Raw genomic sequence first — 22,485 nt, 5'->3', positions numbered from 1 at the left:
TTATTATACATAACTTGCGGACGCAAAGGAAAAGATATGCCCGTTTCCGCTGCCGCAAACAGGGCAGCGGAGGCAAGAAAAAACTGGGAATGAACCCAGTTGATTCTCTCGGATGATCGCTTTAAGAATGATGATAAACTGCATTTCCAAGTTCACAGTTCTCTGCTTTAGACTTGTGATCTTGTTTCGGCCTGGGGTTCGGCCCATGAGCTTCCCATTTCAGCCAGTCTATCGCTTTTATTCTGTTTTATACTTCTACTTGGCTTCCACGATCAGTTCCCGAACATTCTCCAACTCACGGCTGACCTGTTCGGCGTTCTCGGCATCCGGGCGAAACAGAGAATTGTAACTGAAAATGGAGAATCCCGCAACGTCCTTGTGTTCGCGCAGCTGCGCGATCTGACGCTTAAGGATATCATCATGCTGCTGCCATTCATACTTGCCATCCTTAGCGTAGTTGTCTACGGTATTGATTTTATACGCGGCCAGACCGACGATCAGCTGCGTCGAAGTTCCGCGGGTCAAGTCTTCCCATTGCTTCAGGCATTGATCAAACGGCAGCGTGCCATGTTCATAACCAAAATAGATCTGCGGCAGAATGTAATCCAGGTAGCCGTCACGACTGACCCATTCCCGGACATCACCATAAATGCTTTCCACCGAATATTCCAGATTCCCGGCCGGACTGATGCCGACCTGGATCTTGTTATCCACCTGTTTTACTGTGGCATACAGATTGGCAACCATTTCATTGATATTCTGCCGCCGCCAATCGCCCAATGACAACCCACCGCCGGTCTGTTGGTAAGCTTGATAAGCGGTTCGATCAAACTCCGCGGTCACGCCATCAGGGTAGAAATAGTCATCCATATGCAGACCATCAATTGGATAATTCTGCGCCAGTTCCTTCGCCACCGCGCAGATTAGATCGCGGACTTCTGAATAGGCTGGATTGAGATACCAGCGATCGCCTTCACTGACGATCCGTGTTCCCCGCATGGAGGCATCCTTCAGCCATTGGCCGATGACGCAGTCAGAGGGTATCTGACTTTCCTGATCCGTACGGAACGAGCGCATCGGGTTGATCCAGGCTTCAATATGAAAACCTGCTTGATGAGCCTGTTCAACAAACAGACCAAACGGATCATAACTGACCTGTTGGCCAATCTGTCCGGCAACATACTGCGCAGCTGGATAATATTGTGAAGGGTAATAGGCATCTGTAAAGGCAGATGCATGAACATAAACGGTATTGAAGTTCATCGCTTTCAGATTCTCCAGCATTGTTTTGACGCCGCTGACGTACTCCGCTTCGCTGCGGTTATCCAAAATTGTTGATAATTCGATGTAAGAGATCCAGGCCGCCCGGACTTCGCTTAGCTGACTGCTTTGTTTGCGCGGATGACAGCCGGCGAAGATCAGCAGGATCACGAAGACGGCGATCAGAATTCGTTTAATATGCATAAGCTCGCTCTCCTTCACCCTTACTTTATGCCGGGCTTCCGTGATTTATGAGAGGGGTTATTCGGTCTTGCCCGTAATGAATTCACTGTGCGGCAGGGTTTCGATCCAGGCACAGAAAGCCCGCCATTCCGGCAGCCGATGCGTCCGCCGCTGCAGATAGATGGTCTTAAGCTGACGATAGTTGGTCGTCATGCGCGCGGTGATGCGGAAACCGCAGGGATTGGAATATAAAATCTGTAAATAGCGTTCGTTCAGCTCCGCCTGCAGCGCCTGTTTCTGTTTGGGATCTTCGGTTTCCTTCAGCTGAGCCTGCAGTTCATTGTAAGCCTGAACCTTTTCCTTCATGATGTCGATCATCCGCGGATCCACATAGTCGATATACGCACTGTCGAGATCGAACTTTGTAATCCGGTGCATTGTGGACTGGCTGGATACAAAGTCGAGGAAATGATAGCGTTCAGCTTCCACCCAGGCTTTGTTAGTCAAGGTCAGATCCATCTGGACGAGAATGCCGTTCATAAAATTGTCATGGCCTTCGCCCTGCCGGCTGGTTGCCAGCTTGATGACGGTTGGCGTGATGTCCTCACTGACCTTGCTCAGATCGGTGGCCATCGGATATTTGCTTCCGCGCACGCTTTCTTCCAAGCCGTAGACGCAGACGCGGGAAATCACTTCTTCTGGTTTCATTAAATTTGTTCCTTTCTGTGACGTTGTTCCAAAACCATCGCTAGCATGGCGATGTCGGCCGGCGAAACGCCGGAGATTCGTGATGCCTGGCCCAGCGTATGCGGCTGGATCGCTTTCAGCTTCTGACGGCCTTCCAGCGAAAGATGCTGGACCTGATCGTAATCCAGGTCCTGAGGCAGGATCACATGATCCATGGCCATCATTTTCTCAGCTTCCTTGCGGGCCTTGGTGATATAGCCTTCATATTTCAGTTCGATTTCAGTCTGGGCCGCGGCAGTGGCATCAACGTCAAAATCCAAAGCTGGCTGCAGCGCGGAAATCGTCATGTGCGGCCGCCGGATGAGTTCCTCCGCACTGATGCCCTCGCTCAAAGCTGGATATCCAGCCGCTTCCAAGGCTGACTGAATCGGACTTTTCGGTGTTAGACGGCAAGCTTTCAGTCTGGTTTTGAGATCGTCCACCAACGTGCGGCGATGTTGATAATCCTGCCAGCGTTCTTCGCTGATGCTGCCCAGCTGATAACCGTAGTGCATTAAGCGCTGATCGGCATTGTCATGCCGCAGCAGTAAGCGAAACTCGGCTCTGGAGGTTAACAGCCGATAAGGTTCCTGCGTGCCTTTGGTCACCAGGTCGTCGATCATGACGCCGATGTAGGCTTCATCGCGACGCAAAACGAGCGGCGGTTGACTGCGCAGTTTCAGCACGGCATTAATCCCGGCCATTAATCCCTGAGCCGCGGCTTCTTCGTAACCGGAGGTACCGTTAATCTGACCGGCAGTAAACAGATTTTCAATCGTCAGGGTTTCCAGCGAAGGCTTCAGCTGCAGCGGATCCACCGCATCATATTCAATCGCATAGGCGTATTTTTCAATTACCGCCTGTTCCAGACCTGGCAAGGAATGCACCATTTGTTCCTGCAGATCACGCGGCAATGAAGTGGAAAAGCCTTGAATGTACGTCGTATCCAGTGATTCGGATTCCGGCTCCAAAAAGATCTGATGGCGCGGTTTGTCCGCAAAGCGAACCAGCTTATCCTCAATGGAAGGACAGTAACGCGGGCCAACGCCCTTGACGACCCCGGAATACATACTGGACTTCTTGAGATTGGCCAGGATCAGCTCATGTGTTTTCGGGGTTGTGTAGGTCAGATAACAGAGCTTTTGTTTTTCAAATTCACGAATTTGCGTTGTCGTTGTAGAAAAAGCGACAAACTGATCCGTTCCTGGCTGAGGTGTTGTTTTTGAAAAATCAATGGAGGCCGTCAGCACCCGCGGCGGCGTTCCGGTTTTTAAACGGAAGGTACGCAAGCCTGCTTCCCGCAGCGATTCTGAGAGCTTGTTGGTCGTGGGTTCTCCATCCGGACCGCTGGGCGTCACTTCGCTGCTGATCATGACGGAAGAGCTCATATAGGTTCCAGTGGTGAGGATCACAACTTTGGCTTGCAGCTGCTGCCCATCCTCCATGCGGATTCCGGTAACCTTGCCTGCTTCGACCGTGATTCCAGTACAAAGCCCCAGGATCAGCTGTAAATGCTCCTGCTTCTGAATCTCTTCCTGCATCCGTTTAGCATAGGCCACTTTATCTGACTGAACCCGTAAGGACTGCACACCTGGGCCTTTGGTCGTATTTAACATTTTAAACTGCAGTGCTGTTTGATCGGCGGTGATGCCCATCTGTCCGCCTAAGGCATCAATTTCACGAACGACGATCCCTTTGGCAGGCCCGCCGACGGAAGGGTTGCAGGGCATCTTTCCGATATTTTCCAAACTTAATGAAATCAGCGCCGTTTCACAGCCCAAACGTGCCGCGATCAGCGCCGCTTCAATTCCGGCATGACCGCCGCCGACAACAATGACATCCAGCATGGTTGATCAAATCCTTTCTTCTCCCTGATTCAGAGCGTCAATTGCCCGCCTGACTTCTTCCGGCAGGCTCTCTTCTGCGACGATCTCAAAATGCAGCGGAATGTGATATTCGCTCCATCGGGAAAACTCCTGCTTCATCAGCGCGCAGTGGCCGATCAGATATTGAAGTTTCCGATAGAAGTCTTTTGAAGTATAGACGAAAGGGATCAGGATTTCAATCCTTTCCCCTGTGTAACAGACCAGTTCTGTCTTACTGCCTTTGATCAGCTCGGTGATTTTTTTCTCTTCCGCCTTTTGATCCATGATCTGTCTTGCTAAGCGACGCAGTCTTTTCTTTTCACTTTCAGTATAGAAGGAATCGCTGATTTTTTCCATGATCTGCGACAGCTGATGCTTGATCTGTTCTTCTTCCAGGTCAAAATTCTGACCCAGTGTTTCACTCATCGCAGCCATCCACATATCAACGCCGGTTTCCTTGGCTTTGTTCAGCACTTTGGATGTCGCCTGCGGATCTTCTTTGTCCAGATAAATATAGCTTTCCACTTTATTGGAAATTTCCACGCCGATCTCGCTTAAATAGATCGGAGCCTGAAAAAAGACGACATCGGTGAGATACAGACAATTCATCAGTTTCGGCATTTTCTTATTTTTGGACACTTTGACAATGGCATCGTAAAGTTCCTCTTCACTGGCATATCCGTTTTCCGTCCCATAGACATTCCACATCTGCCGAAAGCTTAGCGTATGGGCTTTCTGAAAGCGTCCGTAACCAGCTATTCCCTTTTCCCTGTGCCGGCCGCGCTCACTGCCTTTCGCAAGAAAAAACAACAAGTCACCCGGTTTGAAATCGGTAAATTTCTTAGAATTGCTGGGACGCCAGAAATTCATCGTCCGATTCCCGTTAAGACGATGAAATTCAATCATATTGCGGTCTGTAATGTATGCGATGGATGCCATGAAAACTCACCTCTATGCTTATTATTTTACCATTTTCCAGGGGCTGTGAAAAGAAAACAAAGTTGAACAAGTCGGATTTCCAGAATTTTGTTTTCTACGGGTATTCCATCCCTTTGTTTTGGCGTAAATAAGCGGATCCTCTGCATTTCCTGACTTCAAATTTACGCTTGCAAGCATTAAGAAGGAATTCTTTTTTCAGGATTTCAGTCTATGGATAGAAAGTCTTGTTTTATGACATTTTATTTTCTTGTTAACAGGGACTGTAGTTTTAGTTCAGTCAAGCTGGATTTTTTTGGGTTCTTCGGTAAACGAATAAAGGGTTGCTTCTCCTTGTACAAAATAGAAAACTGTCATGAGATGATCATCCACTGTATACATACTGCTTAGTGCCTGTCGATTTTCATTCATCATCGCCAGCCGCGCTTCCCGCCGATCATCTTCCTTCACTTCACCCGAAACACGGATCCAAGTTCCCTTACTCATTCCGCAAAGTTCTACGCTTGGATTTTCTTTTAATTGTTGATAAACCTTCTTTTTGTTATTTGTTACAAAATAGAGCTTACCTTCAAACTCGCAGACAGCTCCAAACGGGCGAACATGCGGCTTCTCTTCTTCACTCGTTGCCAGAAAGAAAGTTCCGCACGTTCTTAAATAGTTCACTACTTCATTCATCATTGACTCTCCTTTTCATCAGGCTTGTTTTTTTGCCTGTTATCGAGTATTATAATTTACACGATCAATATTTCTAGTACGATCATTATTGATACCTAGTCAGGAGAATAAAATAGATGGAACAGCGCAGATTATTTGGAAAGTGTCCTTATGTCACGGCTCAAAAAGTTTTAACCGGAAAATGGTCAATGTTCATTTTGTACCTCTTATCTGAGGAACCCTTACGTTTTAATGAACTGCAGCGAAGAATGCCGGAGAAAATGACACATACTACCTTATCCCGACAATTAAAACAGTTGGAAGAAGAAGGTCTGATTATACGAAAAGAATATCAACAGGTTCCGCCTAAAGTAGAATATCAGTTAAGCGAAATCGGTGAAAAGTTTAAAAAGGTTTTATCCGTCTTGGAAATATGGGGTAATGAGTATATTCATTATTTGGATAATCAAAAATAGTTGCTACTTGCCCTAGCAAACATCCCTAGTGGATATCTGACACAGGCAAAAATAAGAAAACCACCGGCTAAGTGAAGTCGGTGGTTATTTCTAATTCTCATGTCAGTTTTAATGTTAGAAAATTCCGTACGAAATTCCCTTTTCATTCATTCCCATGTGCAGAGCTGCCGGATCTTTCGGCAAACCTGGCATCGTCATGATATTTCCAGTCAGGACAACCACAAAACCAGCTCCCGCAGAAATTCGCAGTTCCTGAACATGAATATCAAAATCAGTTGGACGACCCACGATCTTGGCGTCATCTGTTAATGAATTCGGTGTTTTAGCCATGCAGACAGGCAGCTTATCCCATCCAGCCTGTTTATATTCCTCCAGCTGAGCTTTCGCTCGATCGCTGAAAATTACAGAACGTCCGCCATAAATCTTCCGCACAATCGTTCCGATCTTTTCTTCCAATGACAGATCCAGATCGTATAATGGTTCAAATTTGGAGTCTTCTTCACACATTCTGACCACTTCCTGCGCCAGATCTACGGCTCCGGCACCGCCGCTGGCCCAGGCATCAGACAAGACAACACGATGACCGTTATCTTTGCACCAGTTCAGAATCGCATTGACTTCTGCCTGCGTATCCGCGCTGAACTTATTGATTGCGACAATATATGGAACACGATATTGTTTAATCGATTCAATATGCTTTTCCAGATTTTTAATTCCTTCCAGAATCGCTGGGACATTCTCTTCTTTCAGCTGATCCGCCGGCACACCGCCGTGCAGCTTCAAGGCGCGGGCTGTCGCTACGATAACCACCGCATTCGGTTTCAGCTCGCCGTAACGGCACTTAATATCAAAGAATTTTTCAGCCCCTAAATCCGCGCCGAATCCCGCTTCAGTTACGACGTAATCGGACAGCTTCAGCGCCATACGGGTTGCGATCAGACTGTTGCAGCCATGCGCGATGTTGGCAAAAGGTCCGCCATGGATAAAGACCGGTGTTTTTTCCAGAGTCTGCACCAGATTCGGTTTCAGTGCTTCCTTCATCACCAGCGTCACTGCGCCTTCCACTTTCAGATCGCCTACCGTAACAGGCTGATCGTCATATGTATAAGCGACAACAGCACGGCTGACACGCTTTTCAAAATCCTGAAGATCTTTAGAAAGACACATAATTGCCATGATTTCAGTGGCTACGGTGATAATGAATCCATCTTTTCGCTCTACCCCGTTCGTTTTCTTATCCTGAGCAATAGTAATGCTGCGCAGCGTGCGGTCATTCATATCCAGGCACCGTTTCCAAACAACCTTGGTCGGATCAATATTCAATTCATTGCCCTGATAAATATGATTATCCATGACTGCACTGATCAGGTTGTTTGCGGCCGTAATTGCATGCATATCACCTGTGAAATGCAGATTGATTTCTTCCATTGGCACAACCTGCGCATAACCGCCGCCGGTCGCTCCGCCTTTTAAGCCAAAAACCGGCCCCAGAGAAGGTTCACGCAGACAGCCGATAACCATTTTGTTGATTTGCGCTAATCCATCGACTAAACCAATCGTGGTTGTTGATTTTCCTTCCCCCGCTTTAGTCGGATTGATCGCAGTTACCAAAATCAGCTTGCCATTGCGGTTGTCCGCAATCTTATCCATAATCTTAAGATCAATCTTTGCTTTGTTTTTGCCATAGACTTCGAGGTAATCAGGATCAATTTTGGCCTTTCTCGCAATTTTTTCGATATTGTCCATCGTGTTTTCCTGTGCGATTTGTAAATCTGTTTTCATGTTAACCCCTTCTCTCTTATTTAAGGCTCTTGCGCCCTTCAAACGCTTTAATCAGTGTTAATTCATCGGCATAATCCAGATGTCCGCCCATCGGCAGGCCATGCGCAATGCGCGTGACGAGAACACCTTTGCCTGACAGCAGCTTATCCAGATACAGTGCCGTTGTTTCCCCTTCGATCGTCGCATTGGTGGCAATGATCACTTCCTCCGTTTCCGGTGTGATTCGTTCCAGGAGTGCATCGATGTTCAGATCTTCCGGCATGATTCCTTTTGAGGTGGATATCAATCCATTTAATACATGATAAGTTCCGGCATATTCCTGCATTTTTTCCATCGCAATGACATCCTTAGGTGACTGCACGACGCAGATCATCCGCGGATTTCGATTTTCGTTCTGACAGATCGGACATTCTTCCTGATCACTGATATTACCGCAGATCCTGCAGCGTTTGATGTCTTTTTTACAGCCAATCAACGCTTGTGCAAATAATTCAATTTGTTCTTGGGGAGCATCAAGCATGGTAAAGGCGTATCGTTCCGCGGTCTTCGCGCCAACTCCCGGCAAGAGTTGAAAACATTCAATCAGTCGCTCAAATGACTTTGGATACATGCAATTAGAAAGCTCCCGGCATCTTAACGCCCTGGGTAATCTTGTTCATGCGTTCTTCTTTATCTTTCACCGCAGCCGCTAACGCAGCATTGACCGCAATCATGACCGTATCTTCAAGCATTTCCTTGGAATCTGCGGATAACAGCTCGGCACTGATTTCAATGCCTGTTACTTCCATTTTTCCTGTTAACGTTACTTTCACCGCATCGCCGCCGGCAGTTGCAGTGTATTCCGTGGCTTCAATTTCCTTTTCCACTTTTCCGATCTGATTCTGCATCTGCTGCGCCTGTTTTAATAAATGTTGAATGTTCATTTGTTATTCCTCCTCGATGATTTCGACATTTTCAGCGCCGAACAGGTCAAAAAGCTTATCAACCACATTTTCTTCCTGTTCGGTTACGTCTTCTTTCTTGATTTCCTTGCCTATTTCTACCGGAGCGACATTGGCCGGCTGAGGCAATGTTCCATTACGGGAGCGAATACGGAAATCGTCTGTTTCTATTTTAAACTGTTCCTGGGTAATCGCAAAGAGTTGTTTTTTAATTTCCAGATTTTCGTAACAAAATTGATTAATTTGTTCCTTCATCGCCGGATCATTGATCTGATTGGCCAACGCCTGATAGGATACGCAGATCAGAATGTAGTTTTCGGCACTCGCCACAATTTTTCCATTGCGTAAAAGATTCGCAATTCTCGCACAGTTGAGATCCCGATCACGGCATTTCTGATCAATCAGTTTCCATTGATTTTCATCTTTCATCCGCATCTCTTTATTGGCACCCGTTAACAGCTGCATGACAAATTCGTAATTCAAAGGTTGAATTTCCAATTCTGGATGAACTTCAACAGGTTTCTCCTGAACTGATCCTATACTTTCTTCCAATGTTTGAGGAGCCGGTGGAATCAATTCATCCGACAGCATGTCTTCCGTTAAATCAACTTCCTCACCTGGCATTTGCGGGATGTTTTGTACTTCGGACGTAGATTTCACAATAGGGACCGTATTTTGTGCAGCTGCCGCTTGGATAATAGGCTGGGTAAAAGCAGGTTGGACCGGCAGTGCCGGACGCTGACTTTGATCCAGCTCCGCCATCATCTTTAAAACTGCGACTTCAAAGTAAGAAGCGGCACTGCTTGCTGTACGATATTTTTCCAGGGTTTCCATCAGAATATCAATCAATGCCAGCAAATCCCGCGAACTTCTTCCGCTGATAATCGTATTGGCTTCTTTCTCATCAATTTTATTCAGCAGGGTTGTATCCTGCGTATAGATGTAAATAACGCATTCTTTCAATATTTCAATCAAATCGGATGTCAATCGTTTGATATCCACGCCTTTTTCATTCAATATCCGGATTTTTTCCAGCAGCGGCTGGGCTTCATGTTGGAATATCCACTGAAGCATTTCAATTTTTTCCGTTACGGTTGTAATACCGTAGATTTCATTAACATGGGCTGCCGTAATGTGGTTCTGCGCATAGGCGATGCATTGGTCCATAATGCTCAGGGCATCGCGCATGCCGCCATCTGCCAGCTGAGCGACCAGACGGAGAGCTTCATCTTCGCATTCTATATGTTCCTGTTCCAAAACACTGCGCACACGCGAGATGATTTCGTTCTGTCCGACTTTGGTAAAATCATAACGCTGACACCGGGATATGATCGTTGGCAGGACTTTTTGCGGCTCAGTCGTTGCCAGAATAAAGATGACGTGAGCCGGTGGTTCTTCCAGAGTTTTTAACAAGGCATTGAACGCACCCGAAGACATCATATGAACTTCGTCAATGATATAAACTTTATATCGACCTTCCAAAGGCGCATATTTGACTTTTTCAATTAATTCACGCACTTCATCAACACCATTATTCGATGCGGCGTCAATTTCTACGATATCGGGATGATTGCCCTGCTGGATCGCCAGACAGCTGCGGCATTGACTGCATGGAGCATTCTGCTGATCTTCGCAGTTCACGGCTTTCGCCAACAGCTTGGCAATGGATGTTTTCCCAGTTCCGCGCGGTCCGCAGAACAGATATGCGTGGGCTATTTTATTTTGTTTTACAGCGTTTTTCAGCGTTGTGACAATATGCTGCTGACCTACGACTTCTTCAAAGGAGGACGGTCGATAGGTCCGATATAACGCTTTATAACTCATGCCTGATTCCTCCTTCACTGACTTCATTATTATAACAAAAATGAGTCGTCATTAAAATGAAAACCCATCTTTTTACTGCATTCGTTCTTGTTATTTTTTGCCGTTTTCCTTCTCATGTTCAAGATGAGAAGAATCGTCGGTTTTCAGTTCTTTTATTTTGTTTTTCTGTTCGCGTTTTCGTTTAAAAAAGGTCTTTAACAGCGCTGCACAGTCTTCGTGAAGAACTCCGCCGATCACTTCTGGATAGTGATTAAAACCGGGTATTTCATAGAGGTTAAAACAGGTTCCAACACTGCCGCCTTTCGGATCTGAGGCGCCATAAACAACTTTGGCAATTCGTGATTGCAGAATCGCGCCGGCACACATCGGACAAGGTTCCAATGTCACATAAAGAACACAGTCTTCCAAACGCCAGGAACCTATTTTTTTACAGGCCTTTTCTATTGCCAAAATCTCAGCGTGAGCGAGTGACGATTGTTTCTTTTCGCGCAGATTATATCCGCGGGCGATGATCTTATCATCATGCACGATGACTGCTCCGATAGGTACTTCATCCAACAGTTCAGCCTTCATTGCTTCTTTGATTGCCTGACGCATGAAATATTCATCATTTTTTTGTTGTTTGTTCCCTGGCATATTTTCAACCTCGATTCAGAAAAATAAAAAGGGTACACACAAACAGGGATTCTTATGGCTGCTACCTTCCGGTCCTGACCAGGTTCAAATATGTTTGTTGTACCGTTTATTATTATACCGAATTTCAATTCTTTACGCAAGCTTTATCCTGATCAATTCGCTTCAAGGATTCTGGGAATGATTAATCCTAGTTTTAAGTGATCTTTACAATGTTTCACGTGAAACATTAAGGATTAGAGAATGCGCATTGTGAAACAACAAAATTCATCTTTAATCAGTCAGATTAATACCAAAGTTAACGATTAAGTCTTTCATCTAGTTTCTTAAATGGTTTTCGTGATGGATTGCCATCACAGAACAAAACAGCTATTTCATTCAGATCATAGATCACTGACCAGACTGTATCGCCGCCTCTGCTGCGATCATATTGGCAAAGAAAGCCTTGCTTTCCACTCAATACCTCTCTCATATAATCTGCACTCAGTCTGTCTGAATGACTTAAGGCTTCCCTGCAGGTTTTTAAGCGGAGATCAGACTCCATATCATCTATACCTATTGGATTATAGGACTTCATGGAATCACTGGTGAATTGATTTACTGCAAAAAGAACAGAATCTGACTGAATGACCTCCACTCTCTTTGCATTGCATTCAACAATCGCTCTATTTCCCTTTCGATCCGCTAAAGTGAATGTTTGTGCTGAGCCGATTCTCATTTTTTTAAGCAATAATATCGCTTCATCGACTGATTTGCACTGTTCTAAAAGAATTCTGACAATCATTCCTGCATTTATACCCAAATGTTTCTCCTTACTGTAAATAAAGGTCATTCCGACAGCCAGACCTTTCTCATTCATCCCATCTTCCATTTCAACAAAACCTGTTGTATTTCCAATGAAAGCATAGCCTGACGCAGGTTGAATAAGGCAATGGGAATACATTGACTGCATGGCTATAAGGAAATCGCTGTTTCTTCCTAATAAAGGATGTCCCTTCTCATTAATTCCAGCAATACAGGTACAAAAATTCATTGCAGTATAGGTATACATACTTAGAAGAAATGTCATTAATGCTTCTTCATTACAGCCATTTCCTTCCGCAAGTCCCTCTATTTCTTCCAAAAGCATGGGATATTTTTGTTTATAGATTGGTTTTACTGCAATGCTGTACTTTTTTCGTTCCTCCGTACTTGGTGGTAATGTGTCTGAAATATTAATTCCCTGTTTGGCAAAATATTTTCCACATTGAAAACCAATTTCTCTTGGAGTTCCTTTTAAATTCAAATAGTTCATTTTCATCCTCCTGATGTCAGGAGCTGGCGCCATCTCCATAGTTAGCATAATCGAATAAAAAATTCTTGTCTATGCTTTAATTTTATTTTTTAGATTTACTCACTCGGATAAAAAGGCTTCATGAATTTTATGTTTCACGTGAAACATTATGATTTTATCAATCAATGCTTCTATTCTTATCAATAAGATTTCTTCCACCTCATAAGCAATTCCTCTTCCTGTGTTTCTTCCTCTATTCGCTGTTCAATAACGCTAAAACCTGCTTGATTATAGAATGCGATTGCCTTCTTATTCTTTTTATAGGCACATAAGGTTAATTCATTATGGATTGATTTTGCCAACTGTACCAGAGAACGTCCGATACCTTTCGATTGAAAGTTCGAATTAACAAATAGGCCTTCAATTTTGTTGCCATTCAATCCCATAAAACCAGTGATAATTCCTCCTTGTTCATCAATAAACACCTGACTCCTCGGCAGCATCTCACGAACTAATCTCAGATTGGATTTCCAATAACCAGAATTAATAAAGGGATGTGCCTGAAGATTACCTTCTAACCAGATCTGAATAACCCGATCCAGATCTCTTTCTTCCATCTTTCTTATCATACAGATTTTCCTCATACAAAAAGGGGAAATCTCCCCTTTTAGCTCTACTTTTTCTCGATTTTAGTCTTTCCGCCCATATACATTCTCAATGGTTCAGGAATATTCACTGTTCCATCGGCATTTAAGTTATTCTCCAGGAAAGCAATCAGCATTCTTGGCGGTGCAACAACGGTATTATTCAAGGTATGCGCAAAGTATTTGCCTTCCTTACCCTGAACACGAATTCCAAGGCGGCGAGCCTGAGCATCACCCAGATTAGAACAGCTTCCAACTTCAAAATACTTCTTCTGCCGCGGCGACCATGCCTCAACATCACAGCTCTTCACTTTTAAGTCAGCCAGATCTCCGGAACAACATTCCAGAGTTCTTACAGGAATATCCAAGGAACGGAAGAAATCAACGGAGTTCTTCCAAAGCTGATCATACCAGTATTTAGAATCTTCTGGTTTGCAGACAACGATCATTTCCTGTTTTTCAAATTGATGAATACGGTAAACACCGCGTTCTTCAATTCCATGAGCGCCTACTTCCTTACGGAAGCAAGGAGAATACGAGGTTAATGTCTGCGGGAGCTTCTCTTCATCAATAATCGTGTCGATGAACTTGCCAATCATGGAATGTTCACTCGTTCCGATCAAATACAGATCTTCTCCTTCAATTTTATACATCATATTTTCCATTTCCGCAAAGCTCATAACTCCTGTTACAACATCACTGCGGATCATGAATGGCGGAATGTAGTAAGTAAATCCCCGATCAATCATGAAATCACGGGCATAAGACAGGATTGCAGAGTGCAGTCGGGCAATATCGCCTTTCAAATAGTAGAATCCATTGCCGCTTGTCTTCCGTGCGCTATCCAGATCAATGCCATCGAAAGCTTCCATAATGTCGGTATGGTATGGAATTTCATATTCAGGCACAACCGGCTCACCAAATTTCTCAATTTCCACATTTTCGCTGTCATCTTTGCCAATCGGAACTGTTTCATCAATGATATTCGGAAGAACAAGCATGATTTTTTTAATTTCGGCTGCCAGTTCCTCTTCCTTCACTTCTAAATCAGCTAACTGCTTAGCAATATTAGCGACTTCTTTCTTGGCCTCTTCTGCCTTGTCTTTAAGTCCTTGCTTCATAAATCCGCCGATTTGCTTGCTGATGGCATTTCTTTGCCCTCTTAAGCTGTCACCGTCAGTCTTCGCTTTTCGGAATTGGCGATCCAGCTCAACAACCTTATCGACTAATTCCAATTTTTGATTCTGAAACTTCTTTTTAATGTTTTCTTTGACTACTTCTGGATTTGTACGCAACAAATTAATGTCCAGCATGACTATTTCCTCCTTTTAACATAAAAAAGGCCCGCCCATTCAGGGACGATGCCTCGTGTTGCCACCCTAATTACCAATGTTTCACGTGAAACATCGATCACTTGAATCGTTAACGGCGATAACCGGAAAGGTTTACTTTCACTCCGAGGTGGATTTCAGTACAAATTATCAACAGTTTTCACCATCCACTGCTTCTCTAAGGATAATCATGAACTTACTTGTCCTCATCTACGTTTTAACACCTTCATTTTAATCAAGGGTCATTTTTTTGTCAATGGATAAAACTAAACCGTTGTCATTCATTTCACGTTCTTAATCAGTTTGACCTGATTTTAAGAAAATAAACTTCTTCTTAGTCTGTATTCTCACAAATAAATCTCGTTTAATCAGCAATTTTACGAACAGGCCGAATATATTTCCAAAACCGCTCAGGATTAAAATAGAAATATACGATTCTCCCCGGTGTTGTTGTATCGTAACAATATTCTGTTTCCGTGAAATCGAATTCAGCCATGGCTTTTTCAACTTGTTCCTCAATACTGCGGTTTTCTTGTTCGTAATTAAATGGTCCATGTTCAAAAACAAGATATTCTGCTTCCGGAATCGTTGTCAACGTCATCGAATCAGGAATATCCCCCTGATAATCAAGAGGCAGACGAACGCCATAACATTCAATGCGAGGAAATCCCCAATCACAGAGTCTTCCCTGCGGATCATTGATATACGCCATCACCTGGCCGCTTCCGCTGTCCGTATCACTTCCACCTTCATCATCCAATTTACCTTTAATACTGTCTAGCAAACCACAAATCGTAGCTTGATCCTGCCCTGGAATTAAGCTTTGTTTCTGCCAGAAATCCCAATAACCATTACTTTCATAATTTTTAATGTGTAAAAACTGATGCGCCGGAATTGTGACAAAGTAAATTTTTAAGTCTTCTGTTGTTTTCATCATTCCAATTTCTCCTAATCCTAAAAAGTAACGGTCGAAGGAATGAATTTTTGTGCGCAGAATGACAGGCTTTGGATTTTTTCGATACTGACTGGGTGTGATCCCATACATTCGCTTAAAGGCTCGGGTAAAGGCCTCATGGGAAGAAAATCCATAGCTGAATGCAATTTCAATCATACTTTTCTTGCTGTCACGCACTTCTTTCAATGCGAAAGCCAGTTTTCGATATCGCAGATAATCCCGAAAGACCATACCGGAAATAGCTTTGAATTTCCGTGTCATGTAAAATTCAGAATAACCCAATCGCTGTGCAAGATTATGCAATGTCAGCGCTTCATCCTGATGCTGCTTTATGCTTTCATCAATCTCATCCACGATTATCTGAATTTGCTTCTGCCACTCAAACATTTTCATTCTCCTTCCGCTGCTACTCTAATATTATAGAAATTTCAAATCTCTTCTGCTTGATCTGACTTGTCTTCTTTTAGCATTCCAAAAATTTTTTTTCGATTTACAACAGGATAATCTTAATTAAATAATATTCAAACCGTTATTTCTGATTTTATGAATGAATTCACTCATAACTTTAAAATAATCATCTTTCTTATTATATGCATAAAACAAATGAAAAAAAGCTATATTCACAATGGACTATAGCTTTTTTCTAATTTTTAACACTGCACTCTTTTAATGACTATTCAGCAATATCTTCCGATTCGGAGTTCACCGTTGATTCCGCTTCTGAAACCCCGGCTGTTTCTCCTTCAAGCTCTGAATTGAATTCGTTGTTCTCCGTATCCTCTTCTGTTTCTTCATCGTCTTCTGATTTATAAACGATAGCCACAGTAGAAACGCTCTGGTCATCTTCAACGGAAATCAATTTTACACCCTGAGTATTCCGACTGTAAACCGAAACCTTTTCCAGACTGATACGAATGACAATGCCTTCATTCGTCATTATCAGACAGTCTTCATCGCCGTTAACCGCACGCAGGAAGACCAGCGGACCATTCTTCTCGGTCACCTGAACCGTCTTAACCCCCTTGCCACCGCGGTTGGTCATGCGGTAATCTTCCAGCTTGGATTTCTTACCATAACCTTTTTCCGTGACTGACAGGATATACTGACCTTCAAAATCGGTGGTCATGCCGATAACCCGGCTGCCGTTCACATTGAAGCCCTTAACACCCGTAGCGGTTCGGCCCATCGGACGAACATCCGTTTCGTTAAAGCGAATCGCCTGACCATTGGCCGCCGCAATCAGAATCTGACTGCTGCCGGTCGTCGGCTTCGCACTGATCAATTCATCGCCATCGCGCAGATTAATCGCAATCTTTCCTGACTGACGAATATTTTCAAACTCTTCAATCGGTACCCGTTTGACAATTCCCTGAGCAGTAACGAAGAATAAGAATTTCGCTGGAGAATTCTCCCGTTCAACCGGAACCATCGCCAGAACTTTTTCATTCTTATCGAGATTCAGCAGATTGACAATCGGGATTCCCTTCGATGTCCGGGAAGCCAGCGGAACTTGATATCCCTTAATCCGATAGACTTTTCCCAGGTTGGTAAACATCAGCAGGTAATCATGCGTCATCATCGTCAAGAACTGATCAACAATATCATCTTCATGCATGCTCATGCCTTTGATGCCCTTGCCGCCGCGGTTCTGCAGACGATAGGTATCGACTGGAATCCGTTTGACATAGCCATTGACCGTCATCGTGATGACAACGTCTTCCTGCGGAATCAAATCTTCATCCTGCATATCAATTTCCGCGTCGATGATTTCAGAACGACGCTTATCATTGTATTTTTCCTTGATTTCCGACAATTCGGTACGAATGATTTCCAGAACCCGGCTGTGATTGTTCAGAATATCTTTTAAATCTGTAATCTGTGCCATCAAGCCGTCATATTCTTCTTCAATCTTCTGCCGTTCCAAACCGGTAAGCCGTCTGAACTGCATATCGAGGATCGCTTTCGCCTGGATTTCACTCAGACCGAAATTTTCCATCAAGCCGTTCATCGCGATCGAAGTATCCTTGGAATTTCGGATCAGCGTGATGATTTCATCAATGTGATCCAGCGCAATCTTCAAGCCTTCCAAGATATGTGCACGATCTTCCGCTTTTTTCAGTTCAAAGCGAGTCCGGCGTACAGTGACGTCGATCTGATGATCGAGATAACATTGCAGCACGTCTTTCAAACCCAGCTGACGCGGTGCATTGTCCACTAAGACAATCATATTCACACCAAAGGACGTCTGCAAAGAAGTCATGCGGTACAACTGATTCAAAATGACATCACTCTGGACATCTTTTCGCAGCTCAATCACGATCCGAATGCCTTCCATGTTGGATTCATCACGCAGATCCGTGATGCCTTCAATCAGCTTTTCACGAACCAAACTGGCAATTTTCTCAACCAGTGCCGCTTTATTGACAACATACGGAATTTCCGTAACAATAATCTGTTTCTTGCCATTGGGCATGTCTTCGACCTGAACCTTGGATCGAATCATGATGGATCCGCGGCCGGTTTCATAAGCCTGCTTAATTCCAGCCCGGCCTAAAATATAGCCGCCGGTAGGAAAATCCGGACCGCTGATGTAGTCTTCCATCAATTCCATGACGGTGATATCCGGATTATCCATGATCGCAAAAACAGCGTCGATGGTTTCACCGAGATTATGCGGCGGAATGTTGGTTGCCATGCCGACCGCAATGCCGGTCGTACCATTGACGAGTAAGTTCGGAAAACGGCAAGGCAGAACTACCGGTTCATGTTCTTCCCCGTCATAGTTATCCATCCAGTCAACCGTATCCTTGTTGATATCACGAAGCAGCTCCATGGAAATTTTGGACATACGCGCTTCGGTATATCGCATCGCCGCCGCACCATCGCCGTCAACAGAACCAAAGTTGCCGTGACCGTCGACTAATGGATAGCGGTAGCTGAAATCCTGTGCCATGCGCACCATTGTTTCATAAACTGCCGTATCTCCATGTGGGTGATACTTACCGATGACTTCACCGACAATACGCGCTGATTTCTTATGCGGTTTGTCGGCAACAATGCCTAAGTCATTCATGGCATATAAAATGCGGCGGTGAACAGGCTTCATGCCATCCCGAACATCCGGCAGCGCTCGTGCGACAATAACGGACATGGAGTAATCCAGAAAGGATGTCCGCATTTCACTGGAAATATTGGTTGTTTTTATATTTCCATGATTAAAGTTATTCTCATCCATCTATGATCCTCCTTAAATATCTAAATTCTTAACGAAATGGGCGTTTTCCTGAATAAAGTTGCGGCGCGGTTCGACTTCATCGCCCATCAGCATCGAGAATACGGCATCCGCATCCATCGCGTCTTCAATCGTGACCTGAATCAGCGTTCTGACTTCCGGATCCATGGTCGTTTCCCACAGCTGTTCCGGATTCATTTCACCCAGACCTTTGTAGCGCTGAATGTTCAGCCGGTCGCCCATTTCCCCTTTCGCCTTATTCAATTCATCATCAGAGTAAGCATAACGAACCTGTTGGCCCTTTTGAATCTTATACAGCGGCGGCTGGGCAATATAGACGAATCCGCCTTCCACGACCGGACGCAAATAACGATACAGGAATGTCAGCAGCAGCGTGCGGATATGCGCGCCGTCGACATCGGCATCGGTCATGATAACAATTTTATGATAGCGCAGCTTGGTGACATCCACTTCCTCGCCCACGCCGGCGCCGAACGCCGTGATCATCGAACGGATTTCATTGTTGTCAAAAATTCGGTGCAGTCGTGCCTTTTCAACGTTTAAAATCTTTCCGCGCAGCGGCAGAATCGCCTGAAACTTGGAATTTCTTCCCTGCTTCGCGCTGCCGCCGGCGGAGTCCCCTTCCACCAGGTAAATTTCGCAGATTTCCGCGTTTTTGCTGGAACAGTCAGCCAGTTTTCCCGGCAGTGAACTGATTTCCAAAGCACTCTTGCGGCGGGTCAGTTCCCGCGCTTTTTTCGCTGCCAAACGGGCCTTGGAAGCCAGCTGGGCTTTTTCAATGATCAGCTTGGCGCTGTTCGGATTTTCCATCAGGAAGCGTTCCAGCTGCTCGCCCAGAATGTTGGATACAATTTTACGCACCTCAACGTTGCCCAATTTGGTTTTGGTCTGTCCTTCATACTGCGGATCCGGATGCTTGACGGAAATGATAGCCGTTAGACCTTCCCTGACGTCATCACTCTGCAGACCTTCCTCATCTTTTTTCAGCAGGCCCGCCTCTTTAGCATAACTGTTCAATGTTCGGTTCAGCGCCAGCTTGAAGCCTTCCTCATGCGTGCCGCCTTCTCCGGTGTTGATGTTGTTGCAGAATGAATACACATTCGGAACGTATCCATCATTGTACTGCATCGCGATTTCAACCTGAATGTTATCCTGTTCACCTTCCACATAAATAATTTCTTCATGGATCGGCGATTTATTTTTATTTAAGAATGCGATGTATTCTTTTAAGCCGCCTTCATACAGAAAGGTATGCGACCGCTTGGCTTCCTCTTCCATCCGCTCGTCGGTAAATAACAGCTTGATCCCTTTGTTTAAGAAAGCTATCTGACGCAGCCGGTCATACAGGACATCGTGATTGTACGCTACGGTTTCCGTAAAGATCGTCGGATCCGCCTTAAACCGAACTAAGCTGCCGTGCTTTTCTGGATCACAAGTACCGATCTGCTTCAATGGCGCTACAGCTTGGCCGCCATTTTCAAAACGGATAAAGAAAACCTTGCCTTCTTTATATACCGTGACTTCCAGCCATTCGCTTAACGCATTGACGACGGAAGCGCCGACCCCATGCAGACCGCCGGAAACTTTATAGGCTCCGCCGCCGAACTTTCCGCCGGCATGCAGGACGGTGAATATCGTTTCTACCGTCGAAATCCCGGTTTTCTCATGAATCTCAACAGGCATGCCGCGCCCGTTATCCGCAACCGTGACAATATTGTTCTTATCGACGGTGACTTCAATATCTGTAGCATATCCGGCTAAAGCTTCATCAATCGAGTTGTCCACGATTTCCCAGACCAGATGATGCAGGCCCTTTTCTGAAGTTGAACCGATATACATGCCAGGCCGCTTTCTGACCGCCTCTAACCCCTCCAGCACTTGAATGTCATGCGAGGTATAAGAATGCTCTACTGGTTTTTCCATGTTAATTCATGTCCTCCTTCCAAGGTCGTATCTGACCGCAATCTATTTCTGCAATTTTTGGTTTTCGCGGCAGAAACGGAAGCAGATCCGCAATTTCTGTCGTCGTAATAAACGTTTGAATTTCCGGGGAAATCAAAGAAAAAAGGTTTACCCTTTTCTGTTGGTCAAGCTCCGATAACACATCATCTAAAAGCAGCACAGGCAGCTCGTTGAGCTGATCGGTAATGAAGTCGATCAGGGACAGCTTCCAGGCCAGAACGATCATCCGCCGCTGCCCTTGCGAGGCATAGCTCAGCACATCGCGGTCATTGAGCTGAAAGCTCAGATCATCCCGATGAACTCCGCTGGACGTTATCTTTAAGATCCGATCACGTTCCCGATTCTCCAAAAGCTTCCGCGCTAATTCTTCACGCATGGCATGCAATTCTGTTTTTTCGGTTATCGTATGGTAGGCCGCGCTCACCGTGGCATTTTCTCCTGCCAGCGCATTGTATTTCAGGCTTAGACTCGCATTCATTTTAGCGATAAACTGACGGCGCATGGCAATCAAGGTCAGCTCCTGTTCGATCATCTGCTGATCTAAAACTTCCAGCATCGCTAAGTCGATCCGCTCCTGTTTCAACAGGCTGTTGCGTTCTTTTAGAAGCTTCATCATCGCGCTTAATGCCTGCATGTACCGCGGGGAAACCTTGCCGATTTCAACATCCATCAGCCGGCGCCTAACCTTCGGCGGCGCCTCAAACAGTTCCAAATCCGAAGGCGCAAACAGCACCGCGTTTAGCTTTCCGATGAATTCACTGGATCGGGAAACCGGCTTCTGATGAATCATCAGCGTTTTTCCTTTTCCATGAATCACCGCTGACAGCACCATCTCCGGTTCGGTATTCAGACGGCATTCCGCTTTGCAGAATTCCTGCCCCTCGCGGATCATATCCTGATCCCGCATCGCCCGGTGAGATCGTGTCGTCGAAAGCAGTACGATGCTTTCCAGCAGATTGGTTTTACCCTGCGCATTTTTTCCGATGATCACGTTCATATGCGGATCCGGAAACAGCTGGCAGGAATCATAGTTTCTGAAATTCTTCAGGCGGATCTGATTGATCTTCATCGTTCGATCGTATAGCGCTTGTCCTCGATACTGATTTGGTCCCCTGGATAAAGCTTGCGGCCGCGGCGATTTTCAGATTCACCATTGACCTGAATCTTTAATTCTTTCACGGCAAACTTGGCTTCGCCCCCGGAGGAGATCCAATCCGTCATTTTCAGCAGCTGTCCCAGGGTAATGAATTCCGTATCGATTTTGATCATTGTCAGAGTCCTTTCCTGCCTATGGCCTATCTCTTAGATTATACCACAAAAGCAAGTAAAAAGCACCGCCTGGGTGCCTTTTATTTCGTGTTTCAGCAAGTTTTAAGAATACGTTCTGACCGGCAGAACCAGCTGCAGAATCGAGTCATCATCCATGTTGCGGATGACGAAGGGTTTCATCTCACCGCTGAACATAATCTTGATCGTTGTTGCCGATAAAACGCGGATTGCCTCAAAAACATATTTGCCGCTGAATGAGATTTCAAGCGGATTGCCTTCATAAGCGATGATGTTTAAATTTTCAACCGAAGATCCGACTTCCTGAGATTTGCTGGAAATAACGACTTCTTCGCTGTTGGCGCTCAGCTTGACGATGGAGATGCCTTCATTCTTGATAAACGAAGCCCGGTCAATCGCATTGAGCATATCGCGGGAATCCACGGTCAGCTCATGCGCGAATTCTGTCGGAATTAAACGAGCGGTTTCTGGATAAGCGCCGTCGATCAAGCGGGTCTGAA

At 45.1% G+C, this 22,485-nt stretch carries 19 protein-coding genes, 1 other RNA gene, 1 pseudogene and 1 other annotated feature; of the genes and pseudogenes, 1 reads left to right on the top strand and 20 read right to left on the bottom strand.

Annotated elements, in window-relative coordinates; genetic code table 11:
- Window positions 1–255: 255 nt before the first annotated feature.
- The 5 genes from MCG46_RS00105 to MCG46_RS00085 form a co-directional block, all read right to left on the bottom strand.
- The gene (locus tag MCG46_RS00105; RefSeq protein WP_240276323.1) at window positions 256–1,464 is read right to left on the bottom strand and encodes a glycoside hydrolase family 10 protein; all 1,209 of its coding nucleotides are present in this window, start codon (window positions 1,462–1,464) and stop codon (window positions 256–258) included.
- 57 nt (window positions 1,465–1,521) lie between these two features.
- The gene (locus MCG46_RS00100; protein WP_240276321.1) at window positions 1,522–2,151 is read right to left on the bottom strand and encodes a hypothetical protein; all 630 of its coding nucleotides are present in this window, start codon (window positions 2,149–2,151) and stop codon (window positions 1,522–1,524) included.
- Window positions 2,151–4,016, bottom strand: coding sequence for a tRNA uridine-5-carboxymethylaminomethyl(34) synthesis enzyme MnmG (gene mnmG, locus MCG46_RS00095; protein WP_240276319.1), 1,866 nt, complete (start codon window positions 4,014–4,016; stop codon window positions 2,151–2,153). Before mnmG ends, MCG46_RS00100 begins: the two co-directional genes overlap by 1 nt.
- A gap of 6 nt (window positions 4,017–4,022) precedes the next feature.
- Window positions 4,023–4,973 carry a hypothetical protein gene (locus MCG46_RS00090; RefSeq protein WP_240276317.1) on the bottom strand — a complete coding sequence of 317 codons (951 nt, stop codon included), beginning with the start codon at window positions 4,971–4,973 and terminating at the stop codon, window positions 4,023–4,025.
- 273 nt (window positions 4,974–5,246) lie between these two features.
- Window positions 5,247–5,645 (bottom strand): pyridoxamine 5'-phosphate oxidase family protein, encoded by a 399-nt coding sequence (locus MCG46_RS00085; RefSeq protein WP_240276315.1) that lies wholly within the window; start codon window positions 5,643–5,645, stop codon window positions 5,247–5,249.
- A 116-nt stretch (window positions 5,646–5,761) separates the two neighbouring features.
- Between MCG46_RS00085 and MCG46_RS00080 the strand changes: the two genes are divergently transcribed.
- Window positions 5,762–6,100, top strand: coding sequence for a winged helix-turn-helix transcriptional regulator (locus tag MCG46_RS00080; RefSeq protein ID WP_240276313.1), 339 nt, complete (start codon window positions 5,762–5,764; stop codon window positions 6,098–6,100).
- Window positions 6,101–6,214: 114 nt separating this feature from the next.
- On the opposite strand, the gene MCG46_RS00075 is transcribed toward MCG46_RS00080, so the two are convergent.
- The 15 genes and pseudogenes from MCG46_RS00075 to MCG46_RS00005 all read right to left on the bottom strand — a co-directional run.
- Window positions 6,215–7,882: a formate--tetrahydrofolate ligase gene (locus MCG46_RS00075; protein WP_240276311.1), complete on the bottom strand. Its 1,668-nt coding sequence runs from the start codon at window positions 7,880–7,882 to the stop codon at window positions 6,215–6,217.
- A 16-nt stretch (window positions 7,883–7,898) separates the two neighbouring features.
- On the bottom strand, window positions 7,899–8,492 hold the full coding sequence (gene recR, locus MCG46_RS00070) for a recombination mediator RecR (RefSeq protein WP_240276309.1): 594 nt from the start codon (window positions 8,490–8,492) through the stop codon (window positions 7,899–7,901).
- Between the two features lie 4 nt (window positions 8,493–8,496).
- Window positions 8,497–8,805 (bottom strand): YbaB/EbfC family nucleoid-associated protein, encoded by a 309-nt coding sequence (locus tag MCG46_RS00065; RefSeq protein ID WP_020226196.1) that lies wholly within the window; start codon window positions 8,803–8,805, stop codon window positions 8,497–8,499.
- Window positions 8,806–8,808: 3 nt separating this feature from the next.
- Window positions 8,809–10,647, bottom strand: coding sequence for a DNA polymerase III subunit gamma/tau (gene dnaX / locus MCG46_RS00060; protein ID WP_240276307.1), 1,839 nt, complete (start codon window positions 10,645–10,647; stop codon window positions 8,809–8,811).
- Window positions 10,648–10,737: 90 nt separating this feature from the next.
- Window positions 10,738–11,283, bottom strand: a complete 546-nt coding sequence (gene tadA / locus MCG46_RS00055) for a tRNA adenosine(34) deaminase TadA (RefSeq protein WP_240276305.1) — start codon at window positions 11,281–11,283, stop codon at window positions 10,738–10,740.
- A gap of 17 nt (window positions 11,284–11,300) precedes the next feature.
- Window positions 11,301–11,397: signal recognition particle sRNA small type (gene ffs / locus MCG46_RS00050), an RNA gene on the bottom strand.
- 181 nt (window positions 11,398–11,578) lie between these two features.
- The gene (locus MCG46_RS00045) at window positions 11,579–12,574 is read right to left on the bottom strand and encodes a C45 family autoproteolytic acyltransferase/hydolase (protein WP_240276303.1); all 996 of its coding nucleotides are present in this window, start codon (window positions 12,572–12,574) and stop codon (window positions 11,579–11,581) included.
- Between the two features lie 179 nt (window positions 12,575–12,753).
- Entirely contained in the window at window positions 12,754–13,182 is a 429-nt protein-coding gene (locus tag MCG46_RS00040; RefSeq protein WP_240276301.1) for an N-acetyltransferase, read from the bottom strand.
- A 44-nt stretch (window positions 13,183–13,226) separates the two neighbouring features.
- Window positions 13,227–14,510, bottom strand: a complete 1,284-nt coding sequence (gene serS / locus MCG46_RS00035) for a serine--tRNA ligase (RefSeq protein WP_240276299.1) — start codon at window positions 14,508–14,510, stop codon at window positions 13,227–13,229.
- Window positions 14,511–14,548: 38 nt separating this feature from the next.
- Window positions 14,549–14,750, bottom strand: a binding site (T-box leader).
- 142 nt (window positions 14,751–14,892) lie between these two features.
- Window positions 14,893–15,870: a helix-turn-helix transcriptional regulator gene (locus tag MCG46_RS00030; protein WP_240276297.1), complete on the bottom strand. Its 978-nt coding sequence runs from the start codon at window positions 15,868–15,870 to the stop codon at window positions 14,893–14,895.
- Window positions 15,871–16,156: 286 nt separating this feature from the next.
- Entirely contained in the window at window positions 16,157–18,718 is a 2,562-nt protein-coding gene (gene gyrA / locus MCG46_RS00025) for a DNA gyrase subunit A (protein WP_240276296.1), read from the bottom strand.
- Window positions 18,719–18,730: 12 nt separating this feature from the next.
- On the bottom strand, window positions 18,731–20,659 hold the full coding sequence (gyrB, locus tag MCG46_RS00020; protein ID WP_240276295.1) for a DNA topoisomerase (ATP-hydrolyzing) subunit B: 1,929 nt from the start codon (window positions 20,657–20,659) through the stop codon (window positions 18,731–18,733).
- Window position 20,660: 1 nt separating this feature from the next.
- Window positions 20,661–21,767: a DNA replication/repair protein RecF gene (recF, locus tag MCG46_RS00015; protein WP_240276294.1), complete on the bottom strand. Its 1,107-nt coding sequence runs from the start codon at window positions 21,765–21,767 to the stop codon at window positions 20,661–20,663.
- Complete coding sequence (gene yaaA, locus MCG46_RS00010) at window positions 21,764–21,967, bottom strand: S4 domain-containing protein YaaA (RefSeq protein WP_020226206.1); 204 nt, start codon at window positions 21,965–21,967, stop codon at window positions 21,764–21,766. The genes recF and yaaA overlap by 4 nt, the downstream gene beginning before the upstream one ends.
- A gap of 102 nt (window positions 21,968–22,069) precedes the next feature.
- A pseudogene (locus MCG46_RS00005) lies at window positions 22,070–22,485 on the bottom strand (DNA polymerase III subunit beta); the annotation flags it as partial.

Source organism: Holdemania massiliensis, from assembly GCF_022440805.1.
GTDB classification, from domain to species: domain Bacteria; phylum Bacillota_I; class Bacilli_A; order Erysipelotrichales; family Erysipelotrichaceae; genus Holdemania; species Holdemania massiliensis_A.
This window is presented reverse-complemented; position numbering and strand designations above follow the sequence as displayed.